23 protein-coding genes and 1 tRNA gene are annotated in these 21,994 nt (G+C 56.1%); 5 read left to right on the top strand and 19 right to left on the bottom strand.

The features are described from left to right. Nucleotides 1–11 precede the first annotated feature (11 nt). The 15 genes from ACHZBS_RS06325 to rpmF form a co-directional block, all read right to left on the bottom strand. Nucleotides 12–662 carry an MBL fold metallo-hydrolase gene (locus tag ACHZBS_RS06325; RefSeq protein WP_319405677.1) on the bottom strand — a complete coding sequence of 217 codons (651 nt, stop codon included), beginning with the start codon at nucleotides 660–662 and terminating at the stop codon, nucleotides 12–14. Nucleotides 663–829: 167 nt separating this feature from the next. After that, nucleotides 830–1,270 (bottom strand): transcription antitermination factor NusB, encoded by a 441-nt coding sequence (gene nusB / locus ACHZBS_RS06320; protein WP_319405676.1) that lies wholly within the window; start codon nucleotides 1,268–1,270, stop codon nucleotides 830–832. 2 nt (nucleotides 1,271–1,272) lie between these two features. Next, entirely contained in the window at nucleotides 1,273–1,746 is a 474-nt protein-coding gene (gene ribE / locus ACHZBS_RS06315) for a 6,7-dimethyl-8-ribityllumazine synthase (RefSeq protein WP_319405675.1), read from the bottom strand. Between the two features lie 18 nt (nucleotides 1,747–1,764). Next, nucleotides 1,765–2,991: a bifunctional 3,4-dihydroxy-2-butanone-4-phosphate synthase/GTP cyclohydrolase II gene (locus ACHZBS_RS06310; protein ID WP_319405674.1), complete on the bottom strand. Its 1,227-nt coding sequence runs from the start codon at nucleotides 2,989–2,991 to the stop codon at nucleotides 1,765–1,767. A gap of 264 nt (nucleotides 2,992–3,255) precedes the next feature. Beyond that, nucleotides 3,256–3,921: a riboflavin synthase gene (locus ACHZBS_RS06305; RefSeq protein WP_319405673.1), complete on the bottom strand. Its 666-nt coding sequence runs from the start codon at nucleotides 3,919–3,921 to the stop codon at nucleotides 3,256–3,258. 39 nt (nucleotides 3,922–3,960) lie between these two features. Then, entirely contained in the window at nucleotides 3,961–5,061 is a 1,101-nt protein-coding gene (gene ribD / locus ACHZBS_RS06300) for a bifunctional diaminohydroxyphosphoribosylaminopyrimidine deaminase/5-amino-6-(5-phosphoribosylamino)uracil reductase RibD (RefSeq protein WP_319405672.1), read from the bottom strand. 9 nt (nucleotides 5,062–5,070) lie between these two features. Then, on the bottom strand, nucleotides 5,071–5,532 hold the full coding sequence (gene nrdR, locus ACHZBS_RS06295; RefSeq protein WP_319252498.1) for a transcriptional regulator NrdR: 462 nt from the start codon (nucleotides 5,530–5,532) through the stop codon (nucleotides 5,071–5,073). A gap of 63 nt (nucleotides 5,533–5,595) precedes the next feature. Next, nucleotides 5,596–6,105: a dCMP deaminase family protein gene (locus tag ACHZBS_RS06290; RefSeq protein WP_319405671.1), complete on the bottom strand. Its 510-nt coding sequence runs from the start codon at nucleotides 6,103–6,105 to the stop codon at nucleotides 5,596–5,598. Between the two features lie 13 nt (nucleotides 6,106–6,118). Continuing rightward, nucleotides 6,119–7,381: a serine hydroxymethyltransferase gene (gene glyA, locus ACHZBS_RS06285; RefSeq protein WP_319405670.1), complete on the bottom strand. Its 1,263-nt coding sequence runs from the start codon at nucleotides 7,379–7,381 to the stop codon at nucleotides 6,119–6,121. Between the two features lie 20 nt (nucleotides 7,382–7,401). Continuing rightward, the gene (gene rpiB, locus ACHZBS_RS06280) at nucleotides 7,402–7,854 is read right to left on the bottom strand and encodes a ribose 5-phosphate isomerase B (protein ID WP_319405669.1); all 453 of its coding nucleotides are present in this window, start codon (nucleotides 7,852–7,854) and stop codon (nucleotides 7,402–7,404) included. A gap of 246 nt (nucleotides 7,855–8,100) precedes the next feature. Continuing rightward, entirely contained in the window at nucleotides 8,101–9,342 is a 1,242-nt protein-coding gene (gene fabF / locus ACHZBS_RS06275; RefSeq protein ID WP_319405668.1) for a beta-ketoacyl-ACP synthase II, read from the bottom strand. A 135-nt stretch (nucleotides 9,343–9,477) separates the two neighbouring features. Then, nucleotides 9,478–9,705 carry an acyl carrier protein gene (acpP, locus tag ACHZBS_RS06270; protein WP_319405667.1) on the bottom strand — a complete coding sequence of 76 codons (228 nt, stop codon included), beginning with the start codon at nucleotides 9,703–9,705 and terminating at the stop codon, nucleotides 9,478–9,480. Nucleotides 9,706–9,802: 97 nt separating this feature from the next. Further along, nucleotides 9,803–10,549: a 3-oxoacyl-[acyl-carrier-protein] reductase gene (gene fabG / locus ACHZBS_RS06265; protein WP_319405666.1), complete on the bottom strand. Its 747-nt coding sequence runs from the start codon at nucleotides 10,547–10,549 to the stop codon at nucleotides 9,803–9,805. Continuing rightward, nucleotides 10,546–12,198, bottom strand: coding sequence for an acyl-CoA dehydrogenase family protein (locus ACHZBS_RS06260; protein WP_319405665.1), 1,653 nt, complete (start codon nucleotides 12,196–12,198; stop codon nucleotides 10,546–10,548). Before ACHZBS_RS06260 ends, fabG begins: the two co-directional genes overlap by 4 nt. A 23-nt stretch (nucleotides 12,199–12,221) precedes the next feature. After that, nucleotides 12,222–12,404: a 50S ribosomal protein L32 gene (rpmF, locus tag ACHZBS_RS06255; RefSeq protein ID WP_319405664.1), complete on the bottom strand. Its 183-nt coding sequence runs from the start codon at nucleotides 12,402–12,404 to the stop codon at nucleotides 12,222–12,224. A gap of 407 nt (nucleotides 12,405–12,811) precedes the next feature. Here rpmF and gltX point away from each other — a divergent pair, with 407 nt between their 5' ends. From gltX to ACHZBS_RS06240, 3 genes are all read left to right on the top strand, one after another. Next, nucleotides 12,812–14,221, top strand: a complete 1,410-nt coding sequence (gene gltX, locus ACHZBS_RS06250; protein WP_319405663.1) for a glutamate--tRNA ligase — start codon at nucleotides 12,812–12,814, stop codon at nucleotides 14,219–14,221. A gap of 264 nt (nucleotides 14,222–14,485) precedes the next feature. Next, a tRNA-Gln gene (locus ACHZBS_RS06245) sits at nucleotides 14,486–14,559 on the top strand. A gap of 283 nt (nucleotides 14,560–14,842) precedes the next feature. Then, entirely contained in the window at nucleotides 14,843–15,328 is a 486-nt protein-coding gene (locus ACHZBS_RS06240) for a hypothetical protein (RefSeq protein ID WP_319405662.1), read from the top strand. A 44-nt stretch (nucleotides 15,329–15,372) separates the two neighbouring features. On the opposite strand, the gene ACHZBS_RS06235 is transcribed toward ACHZBS_RS06240, so the two are convergent. Beyond that, a complete protein-coding gene (locus tag ACHZBS_RS06235; protein WP_319405661.1) occupies nucleotides 15,373–15,495 on the bottom strand; it encodes a hypothetical protein in 123 nt (40 codons plus the stop codon). Between the two features lie 538 nt (nucleotides 15,496–16,033). Between ACHZBS_RS06235 and ACHZBS_RS06230 the strand changes: the two genes are divergently transcribed. Both ACHZBS_RS06230 and ACHZBS_RS06225 read left to right on the top strand, forming a co-directional pair. Then, the gene (locus tag ACHZBS_RS06230; protein ID WP_319405660.1) at nucleotides 16,034–17,122 is read left to right on the top strand and encodes a hypothetical protein; all 1,089 of its coding nucleotides are present in this window, start codon (nucleotides 16,034–16,036) and stop codon (nucleotides 17,120–17,122) included. Nucleotides 17,123–17,392: 270 nt separating this feature from the next. After that, nucleotides 17,393–17,521 (top strand): hypothetical protein, encoded by a 129-nt coding sequence (locus ACHZBS_RS06225; protein WP_319405659.1) that lies wholly within the window; start codon nucleotides 17,393–17,395, stop codon nucleotides 17,519–17,521. A gap of 193 nt (nucleotides 17,522–17,714) precedes the next feature. Here the strand turns inward: ACHZBS_RS06225 and ACHZBS_RS06220 are convergent, their stop codons facing one another. The 3 genes from ACHZBS_RS06220 to gatB all read right to left on the bottom strand — a co-directional run bounded on the left by ACHZBS_RS06220 (nucleotide 17,715) and on the right by gatB (nucleotide 21,632). Then, a complete protein-coding gene (locus tag ACHZBS_RS06220; RefSeq protein WP_319405658.1) occupies nucleotides 17,715–19,442 on the bottom strand; it encodes a VCBS repeat-containing protein in 1,728 nt (575 codons plus the stop codon). A 136-nt stretch (nucleotides 19,443–19,578) separates the two neighbouring features. Next, nucleotides 19,579–19,764, bottom strand: a complete 186-nt coding sequence (locus ACHZBS_RS06215; protein WP_319405657.1) for a four helix bundle protein — start codon at nucleotides 19,762–19,764, stop codon at nucleotides 19,579–19,581. Between the two features lie 440 nt (nucleotides 19,765–20,204). Next, nucleotides 20,205–21,632 (bottom strand): Asp-tRNA(Asn)/Glu-tRNA(Gln) amidotransferase subunit GatB, encoded by a 1,428-nt coding sequence (gatB, locus tag ACHZBS_RS06210; protein ID WP_319405656.1) that lies wholly within the window; start codon nucleotides 21,630–21,632, stop codon nucleotides 20,205–20,207. Nucleotides 21,633–21,994 lie beyond the last annotated feature (362 nt).

Raw genomic sequence — 21,994 nt, 5'->3', positions numbered from 1 at the left:
CCATTTTGGGGTTATCCCATACCGCAGAACGGGTTGGTTCGTTTTTCAACGCCGATGGTGGTGTTGCCCATGTGACCCGGATAAACCTTGACTTCGTCTTCCAGGGAAAAGAGCCTGGTTTGGATGCTGTTGATCAGGGTATCGAAATTGCCGCCCGGAAAATCGGTTCTGCCGATGGAGCCGGCAAACAGGGTATCGCCTACAAAGATTGCCTTTTTCGGAGCACCCGCATGGGTGTATTCAATATAGAGGCAGATGCCGCCGGGGGTATGGCCGGGGGTGTGGAGCACCGTCAGGGTGTGCGTGCCGAAGGTGATGGTATCTCCGTCTTTCAACAGTCGGTCCGCCGTCGGTGAATTTTCCGCCGCCAGTCCCCAGGCCGCCGCCGCTGCCGACAACTGGGTGAGCATGGGGGCGTCGGCGCTGTGGATGAGAATATCGGCGCCGGTTACCTCCTTGAGCCGCCTGTTGGCGCCCACGTGATCAAAGTGGCCGTGGGTGTTGACGATGTGAACGACGGTCAACCGGTCCTTGGCCAAGGTGGCGAGGATCCGGTCGTTATCGTCCCCAGGGTCGATGACCACCGCCTGGCGCGTTTCTTCACATCCCAGAATAAAACAGTTTGCCTGAATGGGGCCTAAGGCCATCTGGCGGATAATCAAGGTGCTCCTCCTGACGGAAATACGTTTGATTCTATCCGAAAAGCGAACCAAACGTATTGGTAATAGTTGAAATCAATGAATTTGTTTTATCGGCTAAAACGATAGCATGCCCTCGTTCAAAATTTAAATCCCAAATTGAACCGGCATCGGCTTTCTTTTAGGATGAATCATCCGGCGGTCTTCGGGACACCGGACACCGTGTTTTCCTGCATGGCCAACCGGATGCTGTCCAGGATGCCGTTGATAAAGGCGCCGGATTCTTCGGTGCCGAAGCGTTTACCCACATCGATGGCCTCGTTGATCGAGACTTTTGGCGGGATGTCGGCGCAAAAGAGCAGTTCGAACACGGCGATACGCAGTACGTTGCGATCAACGCAGGACATGCGGGTGAGTTTCCAGTTGCTGGAGAACTGTTCGATCACCGCATCGATCCTTTGGCGGTTTTCCTGTACCCCGTCGACCAGACGGTGGAAAAACGGTTCTGCGGGTTTGTCCTGGGTAAAACAGCTGCAGAACAGACCGACGGGGTCCTCCACCGGATCACGGTGCATGTCCATATAAAACAGGGCCTGCAGGGCCTGTTCTCTGGAGATTCGACGGGTTCCCATGGTTATCCCTTGGCCACCGTTTCCATGAGGTTGGCCATCTCGATAGCGGCCACGGCCGCACTCCAGCCCTTGTTGCCCGCTTTGGTGCCGGCGCGCTCGATGGCCTGTTCGATGGTATCGGTGGTGACGATACCGAAGATAACGGGAATCTGGGTCTCCATGCCCACCTGGGCGATTCCCTTGGAGGCTTCGGCGCATACGTAGTCAAAATGGGGAGTGGCGCCGCGAATCACCGCCCCCAGGCACACGATGGCATGGTATCTTTTGCTTTTGGCCATCCGTTGGGCCACCATGGGAATTTCGAAGGCACCGGGAACCTTGACGATGTCGATGTCGGCGTCTTTGGCACCGCTGCGGGTCAGTGCATCCACGGCGCCGCCAACGAGTCTGTCGGTAATGAAATCGTTAAAACGGCTGGCGATGATGCCGAACCGCTTACCCTTGGCGATCAGGCCGGCTTCGATGATATTCGGCATAGGGTGGGTTTCCTCTCCTTATTGATGGGTTACGGTTTCGTCAAAACTGAGCAGATGGCCCATTTTAAGCTTCTTGCATTCGAGATAACACCGATTGTGCTCGTTTGGCTCAACCTCGATGGGCACCTGCTCGACTACACTGAGCCCATAACCCTGAAGCCCGACCATCTTTTTGGGGTTGTTGGTTAAAAGGCGCATCTGACGGACGCCGATGTTCACCAGCATCTGGGCGCCGATGCCGTAATCGCGCATGTCATCCTTGAATCCCAGTTTCAGGTTGGCCTCCACCGTGTCCATGCCCTTGCATCGCTGCAGTTCGTAAGCCTTGAGCTTATTGATCAGGCCGATGCCCCGGCCTTCCTGGCGCAGGTAGAGAATGACCCCGGATCCTTCGGCGGCCACCATCTCCATGGCCTTGTGAAGCTGGTCGCCGCAGTCGCAGCGCCTGGAACCGAAGATATCCCCGGTCATACATTCCGAGTGTACCCGCACCATGGTGGGCGTTTCCGGATCGATTTCCCCTTTTACCAGGGCGATGTGGGTGAGGTTGTCCACATCGTTTTCAAAAGCGATCATTTTGAAGTCGCCGCCGTGAAGGGTGGGGATGATCGTTTCAGCAGCCCGGTGAACGAAGCTTTCCGTCCGGATGCGGTGCTCCACCAGGTCGGCGATGGTGCAGATGCCGATGCCGTGCTGCTCGCTGAATTTTTCAAGCGTGGGCATGCGGGCCATGGTGCCGTCCTCATCCATGATCTCACAGATCACACCCGATGGGTTCAGGCCGGCCAGCCGGGCCAGGTCCACGCTTCCCTCGGTCTGTCCGACCCGCACCATCACCCCGCCGTTGCGGGCCCGCAGCGGAAAGATGTGCCCGGGTCGGGTCAGGTCGCCGGGTTTGGCGTCGTCGGCCACCGCCGCGGCGATGGTGGTGGCCCGGTCGGCGGCGGATATACCGGTGGTGACCCCGCATTTGGCCTCGATGGAGACGGTGAATCCGGTTTCAAACGGGCTGGTATTGTTTTGGACCATCATGGGCAGGTTCAGCTGGGCACATTTTTCGGCGGTCAGCGACAGGCAGATGAGGCCGCGGCCGTATTTGGCCATGAAATTGATGGCTTCGGGGGTCACCTTCTCCCCCGCCATGGTCAGGTCGCCTTCGTTCTCGCGGTCTTCATCGTCGACCAGGATGACCATTTTGCCGTCGCGGATATCTTCAATGGCCTGGTCGATGGTAATCTTTGGCATGGTGGAGCATTCTCCTGCAGTTCGTTAGCGTCGATCCACAAATGGCATTTTTCGGACCATGCCGGCGTTCTTACTCTGTTGAAATCCTCGACGTAGTTCTATTACGCCTGTGATTTCAACATGGCTGCGGCCTTGGCCTGAACCAAAATATACCATATTGTGGACGGACACTGGTTAGTTTCCCAATACAAAAAAGTGCATCGGCTTCAAGTTTCCGAAGGAACCGGGATGGCCTTCAGGTCCAATTAAGTCTGGGGGTCATTATCAGATAAATCCGGATTTGGCCAGCATCGCCATATCGATGCCGCCACCGGGTTCCTCGGCCTTACCGTGCCCCGAATCCCGGTTCAAGACAAAGCGTTCGACGAATTTGCCGATCATGTCGGTTTCGATATTGACCGCGTCCCCCACCTTTTTCAGGCCGATCGTAGTAAGGCCGGCCGTGTGGGGAATGATGCTTACATCGAATGAGGCACTGTCGCAGCGGTTGATCGTGAGGCTGGTGCCGTCCACGGCCACTGAACCTTTTTCAATCATGTACCGGGACAGGGCCTCGGGGACGCTGATGGTGATGACAATGGCGTTGGCCAGCGTTTTTCTTTCGCGCAGGATACCGATACCGTCCACGTGGCCGGCGACCAGATGGCCGTCCAACCGGTCCGACAGCCGCAATGCCCGTTCCAGATTGACCGGTTCGCCGATCTTGATCTGGCCCAATACACTCCGTTTCAGGGTCTCGGGGGAAACATCCACGGTAAACCGTCTCCCCTGAAGGACCACAGCGGTCAGGCAGGCACCGTTCACAGCAATGCTGTCTCCGATGCGGGTTCCCGTGAGATCGAAATCCGAGGTGATTGAAAACCGGCTTCCCTGCCCGGACGGGTGGATGGCGGCGATGGTGCCCAGCCCTTCGATGATTCCTGTGAACATGACCGTAAAAATAATGTGTAAATGCTTGTTGTCAATGGATCAGCGGGGTTCCAGATAGCCCTGGATCATTACATCCGTGTCGAATCGAATCACCGACAGATCGTGGACGGGGATGCTTTGCTGCATGCTTTCAGGTCCCGCTCCGCGGCAAATGGGAACCCCGTCGTCTCCCCCCAATATCTTCGGCGCGTAAAAGAAACAGATTTTATCTACGATGCGGGCCGCAAAGGCTGAACCGATGACCGAGCCCCCGCCCTCGATCAGCAGGCTGGTGATCCCCATGGCGCCCAGCAGGTCCATGAGGGCCTGCAAGTCGATCCGACCCGATTTCATCGAGGCGTCAACCACCCGAGCGCCGGCGGCCTCCAGGACTGCCCGCCGATCTGCCGGTGCATCGGTCCCGCAAACCACCCACGTAGGAGCATCGGACGCCTGGTTCAGCATCTTTGCCTCCGGAGGGATGGACAAATGCGTGTCCAGGATGATGCGCGTCGGGTCCGAGCCGTGTTGCCCGTCAAGGCGTGTGGTCAGGCTGGGGTCATCTTTTTTTACGGTTTCCACTCCTACCATGATGCCGTCGATTGCGTGGCGGAGCCGATGGACAAACTGGCGGGAGGCCGGACCGGTGACCCAGCGGGAATCGCCGGTGCGTGTGGCGATTCGTCCGTCGAGGGTGGCTGCGCACTTGGCAATGACGAAGGGCCTGCCGGTGGTGACCCAGGTGATAAAATGCTCGTTGAGGGTCCGGGATTCCTTTTCACAGATGCCGGTGACCACGTCGATGCCCTGGTTCCGAAGGTACCCGTTGCCGCCCCCCTTGACGCCGGGGTTCGGGTCGGTCATGGCCACCACCACGCGCCGGATACCGGCATCGAGAATTTTACGGGTGCACGGCGGCGTGCGGCCAACGTGGTTGCACGGTTCCAGGGTGACATAGATGGTCGCTCCGCGGGCTCGTTCACCCGCATCATCGATGGCGTTGACCTCGGCATGGGGGCCACCCGCCCGCTGATGATACCCCCGGCCCACGACACGACCGTCCTTGACCACCACCGCCCCGACCATGGGGTTGGGTGAGGTCCAGCCCCGACCCTTTTCTGCCAGGTCCAAGGCCTGCTGCATGTAGTCCTGATCATTCATTATTTGGCATTATTTGGCCGGATGGCTCAACAGCCGCTTGAGTTCGGACACAAAATCGTTCACGTCTTTGAATTCGCGGTACACCGAGGCAAAGCGCACATAGGCGATGTCATTGAGTTCGTGCAATTTGACCATGACCCGCTCACCGATTTCGTGGGAGGGAATTTCCTTTTCGCCGGTTTCCCTCAGGTCCCGTTCCAGGTCTTCGATGAACTCTTCGATGGTGTTCATGCTGATGTCCAGCTTCTGGCAGGCTTTGCGGATCCCGGAACCCACTTTTTCACGGCTGAAGACTTCCCTGCGGCCATCCTTTTTGATGATCATGATGGGAATTTCTTCAATGTGCTCGTAAGTGGTGAAGCGCCGGGTACAGTCGATGCATTCCCGCCGGCGTCGGATCACGCTGCCGTCCTTGCTTACTCGAGAATCGATAACCTTGTTGTCAAGCTCTCCGCAAAATGGACATTTCATGAAAAACCCTCCCGGTGGCTGCGTAATGGTGAAGAACCGACTTATCATGCAACGGATCGGACATCATCCGTTTTCCGTAAAGGGGATGGTCACCACCGGACTGGCCGGCACCAGCTGGCGACAGGCCACCCCGGCCTGATCGAACATCCTTTTGGAAGCGCGGACGGAGTCGGTGCCGGCATACTTGTCAGAAAGGTAGACCACCTCGCGGATACCCGCCTGGATAATTACCTTGGCGCACTCGTTACAGGGAAACAGAGCCGTATAGATACGACAGCCGGTAAGATTGCCGGGAACACTGTTTAAAATGGCATTGAGCTCTGCGTGGCAGACGTAAGGGTATTTGGTGTCCAGAAAATCTCCCTCGCGGTTCCAGGGCAGGGTGTCGTCGGAACACCCGGTGGGAAAGCCGTTATACCCGACGCCGACGATGCGCTTCTGGCGATTGACGATACAGGCCCCTACCTGGGTGCTGGGGTCTTTGCTGCGCTGGGCCGACAACAGGGCCACCGCCATGAAGTAGTCGTCCCAGGAGAGATAGCCCGATCGTTTTCCCTTGTTGGTTGGGGTCATTGCAAAAGTTCCTTTACCGCCCGTAGCCATATGCCTGGGGATACAGGGGAAATGCATCACACAGCGCCTGCACCCGATCCCGGGTCTTTTTCAGCAGGGCTTCGTTCTCCGGGTTGCGCAGGACATCGTCCACGAGCCCCCCGATGGTTTTCATCTGCTCGGCCAGCATTCCCCGGCTGGTCACAAAGGGGGTGCCGATGCGGATGCCGCTGGTTACATGGGGACCGCGGGTTTCGAAGGGGATGGCATTCTTGTTCACGGTGATGCCGGCCCGTCCCAGGGACTCTTCCGCATCCCGGCCGGTGATGCCCAGACGGGTGAGGTCGACCAGCATGAGATGGTTGTCCGTTCCGCCTGACACCAGGTCCAGGCCCTTATCTTTCAGGCTGTCGGCCAGGGCTGCCGCATTGGTTACGATGTTTTTCTGGTATTGTCGGAAGGGGGCGCCCAGGGCTTCCTTGAAGGCCACGGCCTTGGCCGCGATGACGTGCATCAGCGGACCGCCCTGAATGCCGGGGAAAACCTGGCTGTTGATTTTCTTTCCATAGGCCTCCCGGGCCAGGATCAGTCCTCCGCGGGGGCCGCGCAGGGTCTTGTGGGTGGTGGAGGTGACCACATCGCTATGGGGGATGGGTGAGGGGTGCACCCCGGCCGCCACCAGTCCGGCGATGTGGGCCATATCCACCAGCAGCAGCGCCTCGATGGATCGGGCAATTTCCGACAGCGCTTTGAAATCGAAAAACCGGGGATAGGCGCTTGCTCCGGCCACGATCATTTTCGGACGGTGCTGTTTGGCCAGGCGTTCGACCTGGTCGTAGTCGATGGTTCCCGTCTCCCGGCTGACGCCGTAGTGGAAAAAGTGGAAAAACCGGCCGGAAAAGCTGACTTTGGCACCGTGGGTCAGGTGGCCGCCGTGGGCCAGGTCCATTCCAAGCACCGTGTCGCCGGGTTCGAGCAGGGCAAAGTAGGCGGCCATGTTGGCCTGGGAGCCCGAATGGGGCTGCACGTTGGCGCTGTCGGCACCGAACAGCGCCAGGGCCCGGTCGATGGCCAGTTGTTCGGCCCGGTCGACGAACTCACACCCCCCGTAGTAGCGTTTTTCGGGATAGCCTTCGGCGTATTTGTTGGTCAGGATGCTGCCCTGGGCCGCCATGACGGCCGGGCTGGCGATATTTTCCGATGCAATCAGCTCCAGGTGAGATTGCTGGCGTATCGCTTCGTCCTGGATGACACGGGCGATCTCGGGGTCGGTCTTTCGAATCAAGTCGGTATTCAACGGGCACGCTCACTTTCCATTCAAATCGTGTCAAACATGTCCAGCCGGCGCTGATGCCGCCCTGCTTCGAAGGGGGTTTTCAGCCAGGTTTTCAAAATTTCCAGGGCCAGAATATCGCCGATCACCCGGCCACCCATGACCAGTATGTTGGCGTTGTTGTGCCGGCGGCTCATGGCGGCTGAGAACAGGTCGTTGCAGAGGGCTGCGCGTACGTGGGGATATTTGTTGGCCACCATGGACATGCCCAGCCCGGTGCCACAGATGAGAATGCCCCGCTCGTATTCGCCTGAGGATATCTTTTCGGCTACGATCTTGCCGGTGTCCGGATAGTCCATGGACGCCTCGTCGTGGGTGCCGACATCGGTAACGGCGATGCCTTGCGCCTCCAATGCCGTTTTGAGTGTCTCCTTGAGCCGGTATGCCGCATGGTCGCAGCCGATGATGATTCGCTGGGGTCCGGGTGCTTCGGTCATGGTCCTCGGTTCCTTTCGGTGAAAACGTGTGATCGATAAAAGGACTGACCTGTTTACATATCCAGAACCATCGAACACCGCAAGAAAAAAAAGGAAGTGTTTAGGTTGGTTAGGGCTTTATACCCGATGTTTTACGCTTTTAAAAATGTAATTTTCCGGTATTTCCGGGGTGGGAGGACGGTTGAAAAGGGATCGGTGGGGATTAACCCTGAACCTTTGAATCCAGACCGACCGTTTGTTCGGGATTCATGGAATGTACCGCTTTACCACCAGGCAGGCGTTGGTGCCTCCGAAGCCGAAGGAATTGGACATGGCGTAGGTAATGTCCACCTTGCGGGCAACCTTGGGTACATAGTCCAGATCGCATTCGTCACCGGGGTTTTCCAGATTGATGGTGGGCGGGATGATGCCGTTTTTCAAGGCCAGAACGGTAAACGAGGTTTCGATCCCGCCGGCACCGCCCAGCAGGTGGCCGGTCATGGATTTGGTCGAAGAAATAGGCACTTTTGCAGCACCAACGCCAAATACCTTTTTGATTGCCCGGGTTTCGTAGAGATCGTTCAATGGGGTGGAGGTGCCGTGGGCGTTGATGTAGTCGATGGCTTCACAGGAAATGCCTGCGCTGTCGATGGCGGCCTGCATGCACCGGATCATGCCATCGCCGTCCGGAGACGGGGAGGTCATATGATAGCCGTCACCGCTCTGGCCGTAGCCGGCCATTTCAGCCAGGATGGTTGCGCCCCGCTCGAGCGCATGCTCCAGGTCTTCGAGAATCAGCATGCCGGCGCCTTCTCCCACCACGAACCCGTCACGGTCGCTATCAAAGGGCCGTGAGGCCTTCTGGGGATCGTCGTTGCGGGTGGACAGCGCTTTCATGGAGTTGAAACCGGCAATGCAGGTGGGGGTGATGACGGATTCAACACCGCCGGTGATCATGGCGTCCGCCTGTCCCCGCAAGATGGTGTTGCAGGCATCGCCGATGGCGTGGGCACCGGCGGCACAGGCGGTAGCCACGGAGATGTTGGGCCCTTTGGCCCCCAGGTGGATGGAGATCATTCCGGGGGCCATATTGCCGATGATCATGGGGATGAAAAAGGGACTGACGCGTTTGGGTCCTTTTTCCTGGACGGTGCGGGCGGTGAACTCCAGCATTTCCAGGCCGCCCAGTCCGCATCCGGTGATCACGCCCACGCGGGGGCTATTGGTGCCATCGATAGTAAGACGGGCGTTTTCAACGGCCATCCGGGCGGCTGCGACCGCATAGGCAATGAATCTTTCGGTGCGCTTGGCCTCTTTTTTGGGAAGGAAATCCTCCGCATTGAAATTCTTTACTTCTCCCGCGATTTTGGTGGTGAATTCAGTGGTATCGAAACGCGTGATTTGGCCAATACCGGACCGGCCTTCACACAAGGCCGACCAGGTTTCATCGACGCCGATACCCAGCGGTGTTACGAGTCCCAATCCGGTAATGACAACCCGTCTGCTCAACGATTCCTTCCCTTCTGGGGCAATAGACAATTAGTAATTATGAATTCCTAATTTTGAATGAAGGTATTCTTTCATCAAAAGAAACACGCAGAAATCCTTAATTCAACATTTAAAATTCTCAATTCAGAATTAATTTTAGTGGTTTTTGATGTAGTCGAAGGCGTCTTTGACGGTGACCATCTTTTCGGCGTCTTCATCGGAGATGTCCACGTCGAACTCTTCTTCCATGGACATGATCAGTTCCACCAGGTCGAGGCTGTCGGCCCCGAGGTCGTCCACAAAAGAGGCTTCCGGAACCACTTCGGCAATGTCTACACTGAGTTTCTCCGCGATGATCTTTTTGACTTTATCTTCTACTGACATGACAATCTCCTTTCACGAATAATAAAATTGAGGAATTCAGGGATTGAGGAATTCAGGGCGCTGTGTCTTAGTGCCCCAATTCTCAATTCCCCAATACTCACATATACATGCCTCCACTGACATGGATGGTCTGGCCGGTAATGTAATCCGCCGCTGCAGAGGCGAGAAAAGCGACGACGCCGGCGATGTCCCGGGGCGTGCCGATGCGTCCCATGGGGATCTGGCCGATCATGGCCGTCTTGGCCTTGTCGTCGAGATCGCCGGTCATATCGGTATCGATATAGCCGGGGGCAACGGCATTCACCGTGATGTTGCGGCTGGCCAGTTCCCGGGCCACGGCCTTGGTCAGGCCGATGATGCCCGCTTTTGAAGCCACGTAGTTGGCCTGACCCGGGTTGCCGGAAACGCCTACCACCGATGAGATATTGATGATCCGCCCATAGCGCTGCTTCATCATGGCCTTGGCGGCCACCTTCATGCAGTTGAAGGTTCCCTTCAGGTTGACGTCCATCACCGCGTCCCAGTCGGCTTCCTTCATGCGCACCAGAAGGCCGTCGCGGGTGATGCCGGCGTTGTTCACCAGCACATCGATCCGTCCGGATTCCTTCAGGACGGTGCCCAGGAAGTCGGATACGGCACTTTCCGAAGCCACGTCCACCGGGTGATAGATGGCCTTGCCGCCGGCGGCTTCAACGCCCGCGGCCGTGGTCTGGGCCGCAACCCGATCGCTGTTGTAGTTGAAATAGACGGTGGTTCCCGGTGCGCTCAGGGCGGTGCAGATGGCCCGTCCGATGCCTCGCGATCCGCCGGTGACCACGACAATCCGATGGTCCGATTCGGTCATGATGTCCTCTCGAAAATCCGGTCGGCGATGCGGTCCATATCGTCGATCAACCCGCGGTAGCTGCCCTCCAAAACGGGCAGATCCAACGACTGCAGGAATTGATCCGCCGTTTCGGCAGGGACGACATCTCTGCCCATCACGATCAGCCGCGTTTTTTCAGCTACCAGTCGGGCACAGGTGCTGGCAAAAACCCGCGCCGTGGCCAGGGTGGTTTCGTCCGCCTGCTTCACGGCCAGTCGGGCCATGCTTTCCCCCACTTCCACGTGGGCCATCATATCGGCCAGGGCGAACATCACCTGCTGGTGGCGGGTGAGGCGGTTTTCGTGGGCAAAATCAATCGTGCGGTTCAGCGTCCGGGCGCAGGCGGCCATGGTCCGGCAGCTGGCCTGACCGCACTCGCCGTGAAGCTCGTCCAATCCGCTGGCCATGGCTTCGTAGAAGGCTCCTTTGGTCTTGCGGGTTTTCTTCCAGCGGAAGGTGGATATGATGTTCTGCTGGATTTCACTGGTGCCTTCGTAAATACAGGTGATTTTTACATCTCTTTTGATCTTTTCCACGCCGAATTCGCTGATGTAGCCATACCCGCCCAGGGCTTGCATGGCATCGTCCGCCGCGCGGTTGGCGGCTTCGGAGGTAAAGAGCTTGGCGATGGAACCTTCCACCTGAAGGTCCTCGTCTTCGCTGTCCAGTCGGCGGGCAATGGCTTCGATGTGGGCGGCGGCCGCCTTCAGGTTGACCCAGTGGGGAACGATCAGCTTGTTGGTGTAGCCTTTTTTCTCGGAAAGGGGCCCGCCGAACTGCACCCGTTCGTGGGCGTAGGGAATGGCGATTCCCTCTAAAGCCGCCTCTCCGGCCCCCAGGGCCATGGCCGCCACCATCAGCCGGGTGTAGCCGAACACCTGGTTGGCCTGCTTGAGGCCTCTGCCGGGGACGTCGCCGATCAGGTTTTCCGCGGGGACGAATACATCGGTAAAGGTCAGGGGAGAGGTGTTGGATGCCCGGATACCGTGCTTTTCTTCACCCTTGTGCTGCTCGAAGCCTTTCGTGCCTTTTTCGACCACGAAAAAAGTGGGGCCTTCGGGGGTCTGCGCCAGGACGGTCACGAAATCGGCATATCCCCCGGTGGAGATGAACTGCTTGGAGCCGTTGATCCGGTAACCGGTGAGGGTTCCCGACGCGTCAATGACCGGCTCGGCCTTGGTTTTGAGGGAGGCCAGGTTGCTGCCGGCCTCCGCTTCGGTCACCGCGTAGGCTACCAGGCTGTGGCCCTCGGCAACGGCGCCCAGCCACTTCTGCTTCTGGGCCTCGGTGCCGCCGACGATGATGGGGTCCGACCCCAGCTGGATGGCGAAAAAGGCCGTTCCTACGCCCAGGCAGATCTTGCTCATCTCCCGGGTGACGACGCAGCAGTCCATGGCCCCGCCGCCCATGCCGCCGTAGGCTTCGGGAATGAACAGCAGCTGGAGCCCGATCTCCGGACTCAGCATCTCCCGGACGGCGGCTTCGGGGAAAATTTCGCCACGGTCCCATTCTAGGACGGCTTTTTTGGTCAGCAGGCGTTTGGACAGCTGGCGCACGGTGTGGACCACCATCTGCCGGGTCTCCTCGTCCAATCCTCCCTGCGGGCGATGGGCTCCAGTGTCGGTCATGATCGGCTTATCCTTTGGGTTGATCAGTCTTCGTCTTTAACGATAACGCTTTTCCCTTTATACTCTCCGCATTCGGGGCAGGCATGATGGGGAAGTTTGGCTTCTCCGCATTCAGGGCAGGTCCCCACGTCTGGGGCGTCGGTTTTTTTGTGGGTGCGTCGTTTATCCCGTTTTGACTTGGATGTCTTGTGCTTTGGTACAGCCATTAGTAGTCTCCTAAACTATTAAAATATTTATAAAAATTCCAGAATCAGCCCTGTTTTCGATTGACAGCGCCTCTAGTAATTAAAATGCCGACGAATGTCAAGGATTTTCCCAAAAATCTTTTCCTGTGCACCCTTGTTCCGGCTGTGGCGATGTGATAATGAGAGGGCCGGCGAAGGGCCGGGACCGAGCGGCCATGATTTCATTGATTGTTATTACGAGTGGTTACCGTTTTTGCCAGGGTAAGGTTTCGTCACGGACAGAACGGCGGTCGGCTATCGGATGAAGCGCCCGCCGCTGCCGTCGGCCAGGGAAGCGGCCGAATGACCGTGACCGGCAAATAACTTGCTATTTTGCTAGATGTGTCATTTCCATCCGTTCATCAACGACTCAAACAAGGTATATCAGAATGGAAACCATCATTACCCGATTTCCACCGAGCCCTACGGGCTACCTGCATGTGGGCGGAGCTCGCACGGCATTGTTCAACTGGCTGTACGCCCGTCAAAATCACGGCAAGTTTGTCTTGCGCATCGAAGATACGGATGCGGTGCGTTCCACCCAGGCATCCGTGGATGCCATTTTCGAAGCCATGAACTGGCTGGAACTGGACTGGGACGAAGGACCCTATTTTCAAACGCAGCGATTTGACATTTACCGGGAGTACCTGCAGAAGCTGCTGGACTCGGGGGATGCCTATTATTGCACCTGCACTCCACAGGAGGTGGAGGCCATGCGCCAGAAGGCCATGGCCGACGGCGGCAAGCCCAAATACGACGGACGCTGTCGGGAACGCGGCCTGCCAAAGTCGGACAACGCTGTGATTCGTTTCAAGTCCCCCCTGGTCGGGACCACGGTGGTGGAAGACGTGATTAAGGGCAATATCGTTTTTCAGAACACCGAGCAGGACGATTTTGTGATCTGTCGCAGCGACGGAACGCCCACCTATAACTTCGTGGTCGTGGTGGACGACATCACCATGGGCATCAATACGGTGATCCGCGGCGACGATCACGTGATGAATACGCCCAAGCAGATCCTTTTATACCGGGCGCTGAAATCCCCCCTGCCCGTGTTCGGCCATGTGCCCATGGTGCTGGGAAAGGACAAGACCCGGCTGAGCAAACGCCACGGTGCCATGTCGGTGACCGCCTACCGGGACATGGGCTACCTGCCCGATGCCTTCATCAATTACCTGGCCCGGCTGGGGTGGTCCCACGGCGATCAGGAGTTCTTCACCCGCCAGGAGCTGGTGGAAAAGTTCAGCCTGAAGAACATCGGCAAGTCAGCCGGCGTGTTCGACACGGACAAGCTCACCGCCCTGAATGCCGACCATATCCGGGCCGCATCCGTCCGGCAGCTCGCCCCCCGGGTGCTGCCATTTTTCAGGAAAAAAGGATACGATGCCGCCGATGACGAATACCTGGCCGGGGTTATCGGCACCCTGCACACCCGCAGCAAGACCCTGGTGGAGATGGCCGACGGCGCCCATTTTTACTACCGGGACGATGTGCGGCCCTACGACGAAAAGGCGTCCAAGAAGTTCCTGACGTCGGAGACGGCAAAGGTGCTGGCCCTGCTAGTCGAGCAGTTGGAGGCACTGGACAATCTGGCGGAAAAGACCCAGGAGGGCGCCTTTAAACGGGTGATGGATCAAACGGGCTTGGGCTTCGGCAAGATCGCCCAGCCGGTGCGGGTGGCCCTGACCGGCACGACCGTGAGTCCCGGCATTTTCGAAGTGATCGAGGTGCTGGGCAAGGAGCGTGTGCTGGCAAGGCTGAGGGCAGCGGTGGCGTTTATTGAATCGAGCGGTAGTTGACTGCAGCGCAGATAAATTCCCAAAAACAATATCCAAATTTCAAATGAATTCCAAACTTTAAAATCGAAATCCCAAACAAGGGTGATCGCCCATGGCAGGTTATCTTTTTTGAGATTTGGTTATTGGGACTTATTTGGGATTTTGGATTCCCGATATTAAATTGCTTTGCGACGTGCGGCTGCTATACGTATGGGAGCCCACAAGCTGTATACATTAAGTCTTGACTCCCCCGCCGCTTTTGTGTAAACGGGCACCATTCGATGCTGGGGGATCGTCTAATGGCAGGACAGCGGACTCTGACTCCGTCAATCAAGGTTCAAATCCTTGTCCCTCAGCCACCGCATATCAAGGGTTTACGGCGATTGTCGTAAACCCTTTTTTTATGCCGCCGATTGCCTGAACGTTCCTGCTGTAAGGCCAACGGTGGTTGGCGTCGGCCGCAGGCGTGCCATCTTGCCGCGATATAAAATCGTCCAAAAACCATTTTAAGAAGCTGGAAGCCGCTCCCGCATGAAATCCGAAAGGAATAAATGCCGAACCGAATGGATTTTATTATTGCGGTCCGTGCCTATATTCCCGATCTATAGACGTTCTTGAGGTTCTTAGACAAAGGAGGTCGTCATGTCTGTTCTTGGATCCAACCCAGCACGGATCAACCTTGCCATCATCATGCGTGTCGCCCTGGTCGCCCTCATGCTGCTTCTTACCGGGTGTATGAAAAATTACGGCCGATTCAACTTGGACCGGCAGGTGGAACGAGATTTTCGAACAGGAACGGTTCAACCGGAATTTCAATACTACTTCGCGGGCAGGGAGACCATGCCCTACGCCATCATCGGCATCGACCGCAGTTATACCGTCCCTTCACGGTACTGGATCCCCTTTTATCCGGAGCCGGAAACCCTCAGGAAAATGAGCGGAAACGTGTACAACGCGTATTCAGACCGACCCTACGGGGCCTTCATCCTCGGCCCCGACGGCAAAACGATCGGTGTCTGGTATTCCACCGTCTACAACTGCAGCGTAAAGGTCGATCAAGCGCAGCACACGGTTCAGGTGCTGTTCAACAACCCGGAAAATGACGATCGTCCGGGACTGGCGAAGTAGGGTATCCCGACCCAACGGGCATGGGGTTTTAAGCGGGGGGCAGATTAAAACAGGTCTCCCATCTTCCAAAGCGTATCCAGACCGACAATCGAAACGATGGTGACATCGGTTCTTTTCTGGGCAGCTTCCCCGCCACTCACCCCTCCCTGTTCACGAACCACGGCCACAAACGGTACCCAATACCCGGAAACACCGTTAAGCTTAATTATAGGTAATTAAATATAGAAATATTTCTTTAACGATTAATTGCAGGCCGTTAGTGAGGAACATACCAAATATGACGGCAGGCATGGAAAAACCCCCACGATATGGTGGCGTTGCACGCCACGCGGCTGTTTATGGCCGCGATGAACAACGCCCCGACGGGTGGCGAAACGGTAAAAACCCTTGACAGGCGTCAGTGCCGCTGGTAGAAATCAGCTAAATTATTAGGTGTATATGTGCGGTTTGATGAAATTGTAATGTAAATTCAATAGGTTCGTCACCGCCGATCGCTCTTGTAAAACCAACTTCGAAAGTGGAATTTCTGTATTTTGAGATTTCAGGTTTTCGTTCCTTCGCTGAAGACCTGAAAATTTAAAATAAACACCCAAGCGAAAGGAGGTGATTCGGGAGCTCGTTGCAGTACCTGTTTGACAGTTAACCAGTGACAATTATTAGGTTGCAGTAAACCAGATGAATTTCCGTTAAGGAGGAAAGACCAAGATGAAAAAACTGTTTATTATTTTTGCGATTATCTGCCTTGCCGCACCAGTCATGGCAGCCGACTGGAGCTTCTACGGCAGCTCCCGTATGCAGACCTGGCGGGACTCCAATGACATCGGATTTGACGGTGCCCAGGCCGATGACGAGGACACTACCTGGAATCAGCAGGGCAACAGCCGTATCGGCGCCAACGTGAAGGTCAACGACGAGATTGGCGGCCGGTTTGAATACGGCACGGGTGTCAACGTGAGACACCTGTATGGCACCTACACCTTGGGCAACGGCAGCCAGCTGTTGTTTGGCCAGACCGAGCCCCCGAGCAGCATTTTCTACTCCAACAGCGTGTACGGCGCTGACGGTGACCTGCTGGGCGTCGGCCAGTTCTACGTCGGCCGCAAACCCATGGTCCAGTGGACCATGGGATCCTTGAAGGTGGCCCTGATTCAGCCGCTGACCAGCTTGGACTACTACGATGAAACTGCCGACGATGTTCTGACCTATGCCGGCGATGTCGATGTCGACCTGCCGAAAATGGAGGTCTCCTACCAGTTCAAAACCGACGCCTTCTTCGTCGACGTGTTCGGTGGCTACCAGACCTACACGCTGGATGCTGACGTCGGTGATGATCAAGATGTCGACTCCTATGTTGTCGGCGTCGGTGGCGGCGTGACCTTCGGTCCTGTTTTCTTCAATTTAGGTGTCCATATGGGCCAGAACCTGGGCAACTACGGCGCTTCCGGCTTCCTGGCTCCTTACAATGGCGACGCTGATATGTTCGCAACCAACAATGCGGGCGTTGATGCCAATGGTGACCTGGTTGACAGCGACGCTCTGGGCTATCTGGCCGTGTTGGGCTTCAAAGCTTCCGATATGATCACCATCGAGGCTGGCTACGGCCATCAGTCCTACGAGTGGGATATTGACGATTCCGAAGATGTCAATGCCACCCAGTACTACGTGAATGCCACCATTAACATCGCTCCCGGCTTCTTTATCGTTCCTGAAATCGGCAAGGTGGACTACGAAGCGTTTGACGAAGACTATGGTGATTTCACTTACTTCGGCGCCAAGTGGCAGATCAACTTCTAAGCAGGCGTTCTCATGACTGTCTGATTAGATGCACCAAAAATTAAAAACCCGGGGCAACTGCCCCGGGTTTTTTTTTGCTGGTTTCCGTATTTCCCGGCCTTGTGGTTCTCGGCCGTTTCCACAGGGGTGGCGTCATCCGGCCTCTTCAAATGATCGTACCCTTACGGCCTCCCTTCGCAATGATATCCGCAACCCTTCGCGCTTGAAAAAAAGCGGAACGCATTCTGGGATAGGTGCGGCGACGAACCTGAGCGGCGGGTGCCTTTCCCGATGACAATTCAGCCCTTATGCGTGGGGAGCTTTTGGCTTCGCCATATTGCCGGTACCCGCTGGGGAACCCGCCGCTATCTGAATATGGAATTATTCAAGGAGATGGAGAAAGAAGAAGCCGCTGCCTGAACCATTTTGCCACCGCACTCAAAAGTGTGAAAAATTCCTGACGCTATCATAAAGAGAAGTCGCTGCCTATATCATGTTGCCACCAAAAGTGGAAAGCGTCTTGATGCTACCCGAAATGAGAATAAAAAACCGCCGCTTTTCTAAAGGTCAAGCGGCGGTTTTACTTTCTAAACGTATCGGAAATTTTACATCGTTATTGCTGATTCAGATCAAAACCAATGAGTCTGCTGATAGAATCGGTGAAGATCGCGGCACCTTCCTTTGTAACGAGGGCGATAAGCAGTTCATCCTGCCCGTCGTTATCATAATCGGCCACTTTGAAATCGGCGATGCGCCCTTTGACGGTCTGGGTTTTCCATTGTGAAGCAAATGTAACGCCATCCCATTGGAGACACTCCAAATGGGCTTTATTGAAGCTTCGCTGGTTCTCGAGCATATTTCTCAGCCTGTCCTCGTGGCTGGCGATCATAATTTCCGCTTTGCCATCCCGGTCGATATCGGTAATTCGAACCCGCATGGGATAGTAGATCTTTTTCTCATACCCCGGTTCCGTTTTTCGGGGGGTATAGAAAAGCAGGTTGCCGCCGGAAATATCGCTGTCTTCCCAGTCTGCTTCACCCGGGCCGCTGTAAAGACGCAGCCGATCGGAGCTGTCGTAAGCCAGGATCTGGCTATTCCCGCTGTTGGTCGCGTCACCGTACGTTCCTCCGATAAGGTTGGTCTTGCCACCGGACAACAGCCGTGTGCCGGGTACTATGCTGCTGCCCTGCCAGATCATTTCGTGGACCGCCTCGGTAAAAACGCTGTTATCGGCGGTCAGCTGGCGCTGTCCCAGCAGAACGACACCATGGTCGATGGTCCGGGCGATGCGGTAGTACCAGTTGTCGGGACCGTAAATCCGGTTGTACTCTTTCCCGGTGTACTCCAAGACAAAAGAATCCACGGTGTTTTTATTGGGGCCGAGACTGCTGACATAGATTTCCGGTATCCCGTTGCCGTTGACATCGCCTATATCTACTCCGATATAGGTGCTGGTGCGGGTAGGCGCGGTTTCGGCCACCTTAAGAAACTGGCCGTTTTGCATGCGATAAATGGAAACCAGCTTGTCCGTGAGAAGCACCACTTCCTGGAAACCGTCATTGTCCACATCTCCGACATCCAGCCCGGTGATCAGTTTTTTGAAATTCCGGCTTTTCCAGGTCGTACTGCCGCCGCCGACAGCTCCCGCCGGCGCGGTGGAAAGAAAGGCGGGATTGGGTGTATCGGCCTGACTCGCAATGATGGGCGTTGAATCCGATTGGGTGCCGCCAGAGATCAGTATTTTTTCCGGATGCATACGCGGGTTTTGCGCCTGGGATGCCGGCTGGACCTGGGGTGCCGCGACGTTGCCCGTCTGCGGTGCCGGGGCCGCCGTCGGCCGCTGGGCCACTTCGCGGCCGAATACGCTGGTGTTGATGGTGGTGGCGAACTGGTTGATCTGGGGAATTACCTCGCCCATGCCGCGGGTCTGGGCGAAAAAGGGCAGGGGGGCCTGCCGGCCGCTGACATCCACCATCTTGGCATCGATGCTCACGCTCTCGCCGAACACCGTCAGACTGCCGAAAAGGACGTAGTCCGCCTGGAGCTTCCCGCCCACCAGCAGCGCCCTGCTCTGGCCGTCGAATCCTTCCACGGATGCCAGGGCTGCTTTGGTTTCACTCTTATTGATCACCTCCACCTTGTCCTGCCAGGCCAGTCGGGATCCGAGCATGTCCAGGATGCCTTCCTGAAGAAAGGTCATGTCTTTTTCCGCATGCACGTCAAAGGGGAGGATGGCCACCCGCGCAGGGGCGGCGAGGGCCGGAGCGGCGGCGAAAAGCAGCAGCAGGGAGAATAGGGTCAATAGGGTGTTGCGGATCAGACGATATGATGGGTTCTTCAATGGAGGCTCCTGTATCTGAATGTTGTTTTTAACCAGGGAGACTTAAAAAATTCCAAATTACAATATCCAAATTTCAAATAAATTCCAAATCACAATATCAAAATCTCAAACAATAGAGAATCTCGGCGGTCGGCAACTACTTTGATTTTTCCAATATTGATGAAAGGATTTTCTTCAGTTCCAGTGCCTCTTGGATCAAATCTTTGGCTTCATGGATGTTCTGCGAATTGTTTGTTTCATTTATTAGCTTGAGCCAATAAGCGCTTTCTTTGGCTTCCTTGCGACTGATTTTGATTCGCATCAAAAAATCTTTTTTGCTCAAAGATTCGTTGGTTTATATATAATTCGCACCCACCGAACCTGAAGCTCGGACCAGTTGTCTGCCATCATCGATATTCGCAATCGTCTTGGGCAATGTTTTTACAAAAAGCCTCACTTTTTTGGCGAATTGGAATGTTCTTTCTTCAAGATCATAAGGTTTTTCATTGCTGATTTCGGGCATTTTGATAAATTATTTGATTTGTCTCTTAGCAGTAAAAAGATGACGATTTAAGAAATTACAAATCACAAGATCCAAATTCCAAATAAACTCCACATCTCAATATCGAAATTCCAAACGGGAATGAAGATCGGCCTTTTTTGATATTTGGAATTTGGTCATTGTGATTTATTTGGAATTTGTCATTTGAATATTGTTATTTGACCATTTATCTTTGCGGCATTCCAAATGCATTAATTCGTGCCCATTTAATCCCACCTTTTTTATCCCAACTTCTTCCTCAGTATCTCATTCACTACCTTCGGATTGGCCTTTCCCCGGGTCTGCTTCATCACCTGGCCGACGAAAAACCCCATGAGCTTTTTCTGGCCGCCGCGATAGCGATCGGCTTCATTGGGGTGGCCGGCGATGACCGCATCGACGACGGGATCGATGGCCGAGGTGTCCGATACCTGGACCAGGCCCTTTTCCGCGACAATGGTTTTAGCCGGCTGGCCGGTTGCCGCCATGGCCTCGAAGACCGTTTTGGCGATTTTCCCGCTGATCACATCCGCATCCAGCAGCTTCAGCAGGCCGGCCAGGTTTTCGGGTGAGACCGGTGTATTTTCGATCTCCACCCCCTTGGCGTTGAGCAGGCCCAGCAGGTCGCCCATGATCCAGTTGGCCACGGTTTTGGGCTGGTCGAATTCAGTCAGGCAGGCCTCGAAATAGTCGGACAGTTCGCGGCTGCCGGTCAATACCTTAGCATCGGCGGAGGACAGACCGTAGTCGGCTATGTACCGGGCCTGGCGCTGGGCCGGCAGCTCGGGCATCTGCGCGCGCATGCGGTCGACCCAGGCGTCGTCGACCACCAGGGGCAGCAGATCCGGATCGGGGAAATAGCGATAATCATGGGCATCCTCCTTGCCGCGCATGGATACGGTCTGCCCTTTGTCCGGCTGCCACAGACGGGTCTCCTGGGCCACCTGGCCGCCATCGAGCAGGATCTCCTTCTGGCGGGCGATTTCATAATAGAGGGCTTTTTCGACGTGCTTGAATGAGTTGAGGTTTTTCACTTCAGTGCGGGTGCCGAAGACCGTCGACCCCTCGGGCATGATGGAAATGTTGGCGTCGCAGCGGAAGCTGCCTTCCTCCATGTTGCCGTCGCTGATGTCCAGGTAGCGCAGGATGGCGCGGAGCCGGCGCAGGTACTCGCCGGCGGCCTCGGGGCTGCGGATGTCCGGCTCGCTGACGATCTCCATCAGCGGCGTACCGGTCCGGTTCAGGTCCACCCGGCTGATGGGGCGGTCCGGATCGTGGATGAGCTTACCGGCATCCTCTTCCATGTGAATGCGGGTAATTCCGATGCGCAGGGATCTGCCCTCGACCTCGATATCCAGGTAGCCGTTGGTGGCGATGGGCAGTTCGTATTGGGAGATCTGGTAGCCCTTGGGCAGGTCCGGGTAAAAGTAGTTTTTGCGTGCGAACCGGCTTTCCGGCTGAACGGCGCAGTGGGTGGCCAGGGCCATTTTGATGGTGTAGTCCACCACCTTTTTATTGAGCACCGGCAGCACGCCGGGCATCCCCAGGCACACCGGGCAGGTGTGGGTGTTGGGGGGGGCACCGAAGGCGGTGGAGCAGCCGCAGAAAATTTTGGTCCGGGTTTTCAGCTGGGCGTGGACTTCAAGGCCGATGACGGGGGTAAATTCCATCTGATCATTCCATTGCGGTTCTTTTTTCGGGTTTTCGGCTATCGGTGAAAGTCTTCCCGATGCGTCGCAAGAGCATGCACTATCACCAACGGCAGGGATTGTAAAGGTTGGTGTGGCGGCGCTTTGGAATGAATGGGCCATGTAAAAATCAATATCGTCGGGTCATCGCGTGAAACGTTCCCGGTTGCGCCATTTAGGCGCAGGCGGGAACGTTTCACGCGTTGGCGGGGGAATCCAGTAGGCGGAAAACCGATGATCGATCGGAAAACTTCCCATCGCCGGGTAGGTCTTCGGGCTCACAATAAAATCGGCATGCCGCCGATGGTATTATTCCGGCCGCCTTAGTAAACACCAATCGGTAA

This window comes from uncultured Desulfosarcina sp. (assembly GCF_963664155.2).
Lineage (GTDB): Bacteria > Desulfobacterota > Desulfobacteria > Desulfobacterales > Desulfosarcinaceae > Desulfosarcina.
The sequence above is the reverse complement of the archived record's forward strand: the minus strand, read 5'-3'. Positions and strand labels throughout refer to the sequence as shown.

Bases quoted from the DNA above. Each gene is read 5' to 3' on its own strand.
- nusB (WP_319405676.1), bottom strand. From the start codon at position 1,270: ATGGGAACCCGTCGAATCTCCAGAGAACAGGCCCTGCAGGCCCTGTTT.
- ribE (WP_319405675.1), bottom strand. From the start codon at position 1,746: ATGCCGAATATCATCGAAGCCGGCCTGATCGCCAAGGGTAAGCGGTTC.
- ACHZBS_RS06310 (WP_319405674.1), bottom strand. From the start codon at position 2,991: ATGCCAAAGATTACCATCGACCAGGCCATTGAAGATATCCGCGACGGC.
- ACHZBS_RS06305 (WP_319405673.1), bottom strand. From the start codon at position 3,921: ATGTTCACAGGAATCATCGAAGGGCTGGGCACCATCGCCGCCATCCAC.
- ribD (WP_319405672.1), bottom strand. From the start codon at position 5,061: ATGAATGATCAGGACTACATGCAGCAGGCCTTGGACCTGGCAGAAAAG.
- nrdR (WP_319252498.1), bottom strand. From the start codon at position 5,532: ATGAAATGTCCATTTTGCGGAGAGCTTGACAACAAGGTTATCGATTCT.
- ACHZBS_RS06290 (WP_319405671.1), bottom strand. From the start codon at position 6,105: ATGACCCCAACCAACAAGGGAAAACGATCGGGCTATCTCTCCTGGGAC.
- rpiB (WP_319405669.1), bottom strand. From the start codon at position 7,854: ATGACCGAAGCACCCGGACCCCAGCGAATCATCATCGGCTGCGACCAT.
- acpP (WP_319405667.1), bottom strand. From the start codon at position 9,705: ATGTCAGTAGAAGATAAAGTCAAAAAGATCATCGCGGAGAAACTCAGT.
- fabG (WP_319405666.1), bottom strand. From the start codon at position 10,549: ATGACCGAATCGGACCATCGGATTGTCGTGGTCACCGGCGGATCGCGA.
- ACHZBS_RS06260 (WP_319405665.1), bottom strand. From the start codon at position 12,198: ATGACCGACACTGGAGCCCATCGCCCGCAGGGAGGATTGGACGAGGAG.
- rpmF (WP_319405664.1), bottom strand. From the start codon at position 12,404: ATGGCTGTACCAAAGCACAAGACATCCAAGTCAAAACGGGATAAACGA.
- gltX (WP_319405663.1), top strand. From the start codon at position 12,812: ATGGAAACCATCATTACCCGATTTCCACCGAGCCCTACGGGCTACCTG.
- ACHZBS_RS06240 (WP_319405662.1), top strand. From the start codon at position 14,843: ATGTCTGTTCTTGGATCCAACCCAGCACGGATCAACCTTGCCATCATC.
- ACHZBS_RS06230 (WP_319405660.1), top strand. From the start codon at position 16,034: ATGAAAAAACTGTTTATTATTTTTGCGATTATCTGCCTTGCCGCACCA.
- ACHZBS_RS06225 (WP_319405659.1), top strand. From the start codon at position 17,393: ATGACAATTCAGCCCTTATGCGTGGGGAGCTTTTGGCTTCGCCATATT.
- gatB (WP_319405656.1), bottom strand. From the start codon at position 21,632: ATGGAATTTACCCCCGTCATCGGCCTTGAAGTCCACGCCCAGCTGAAA.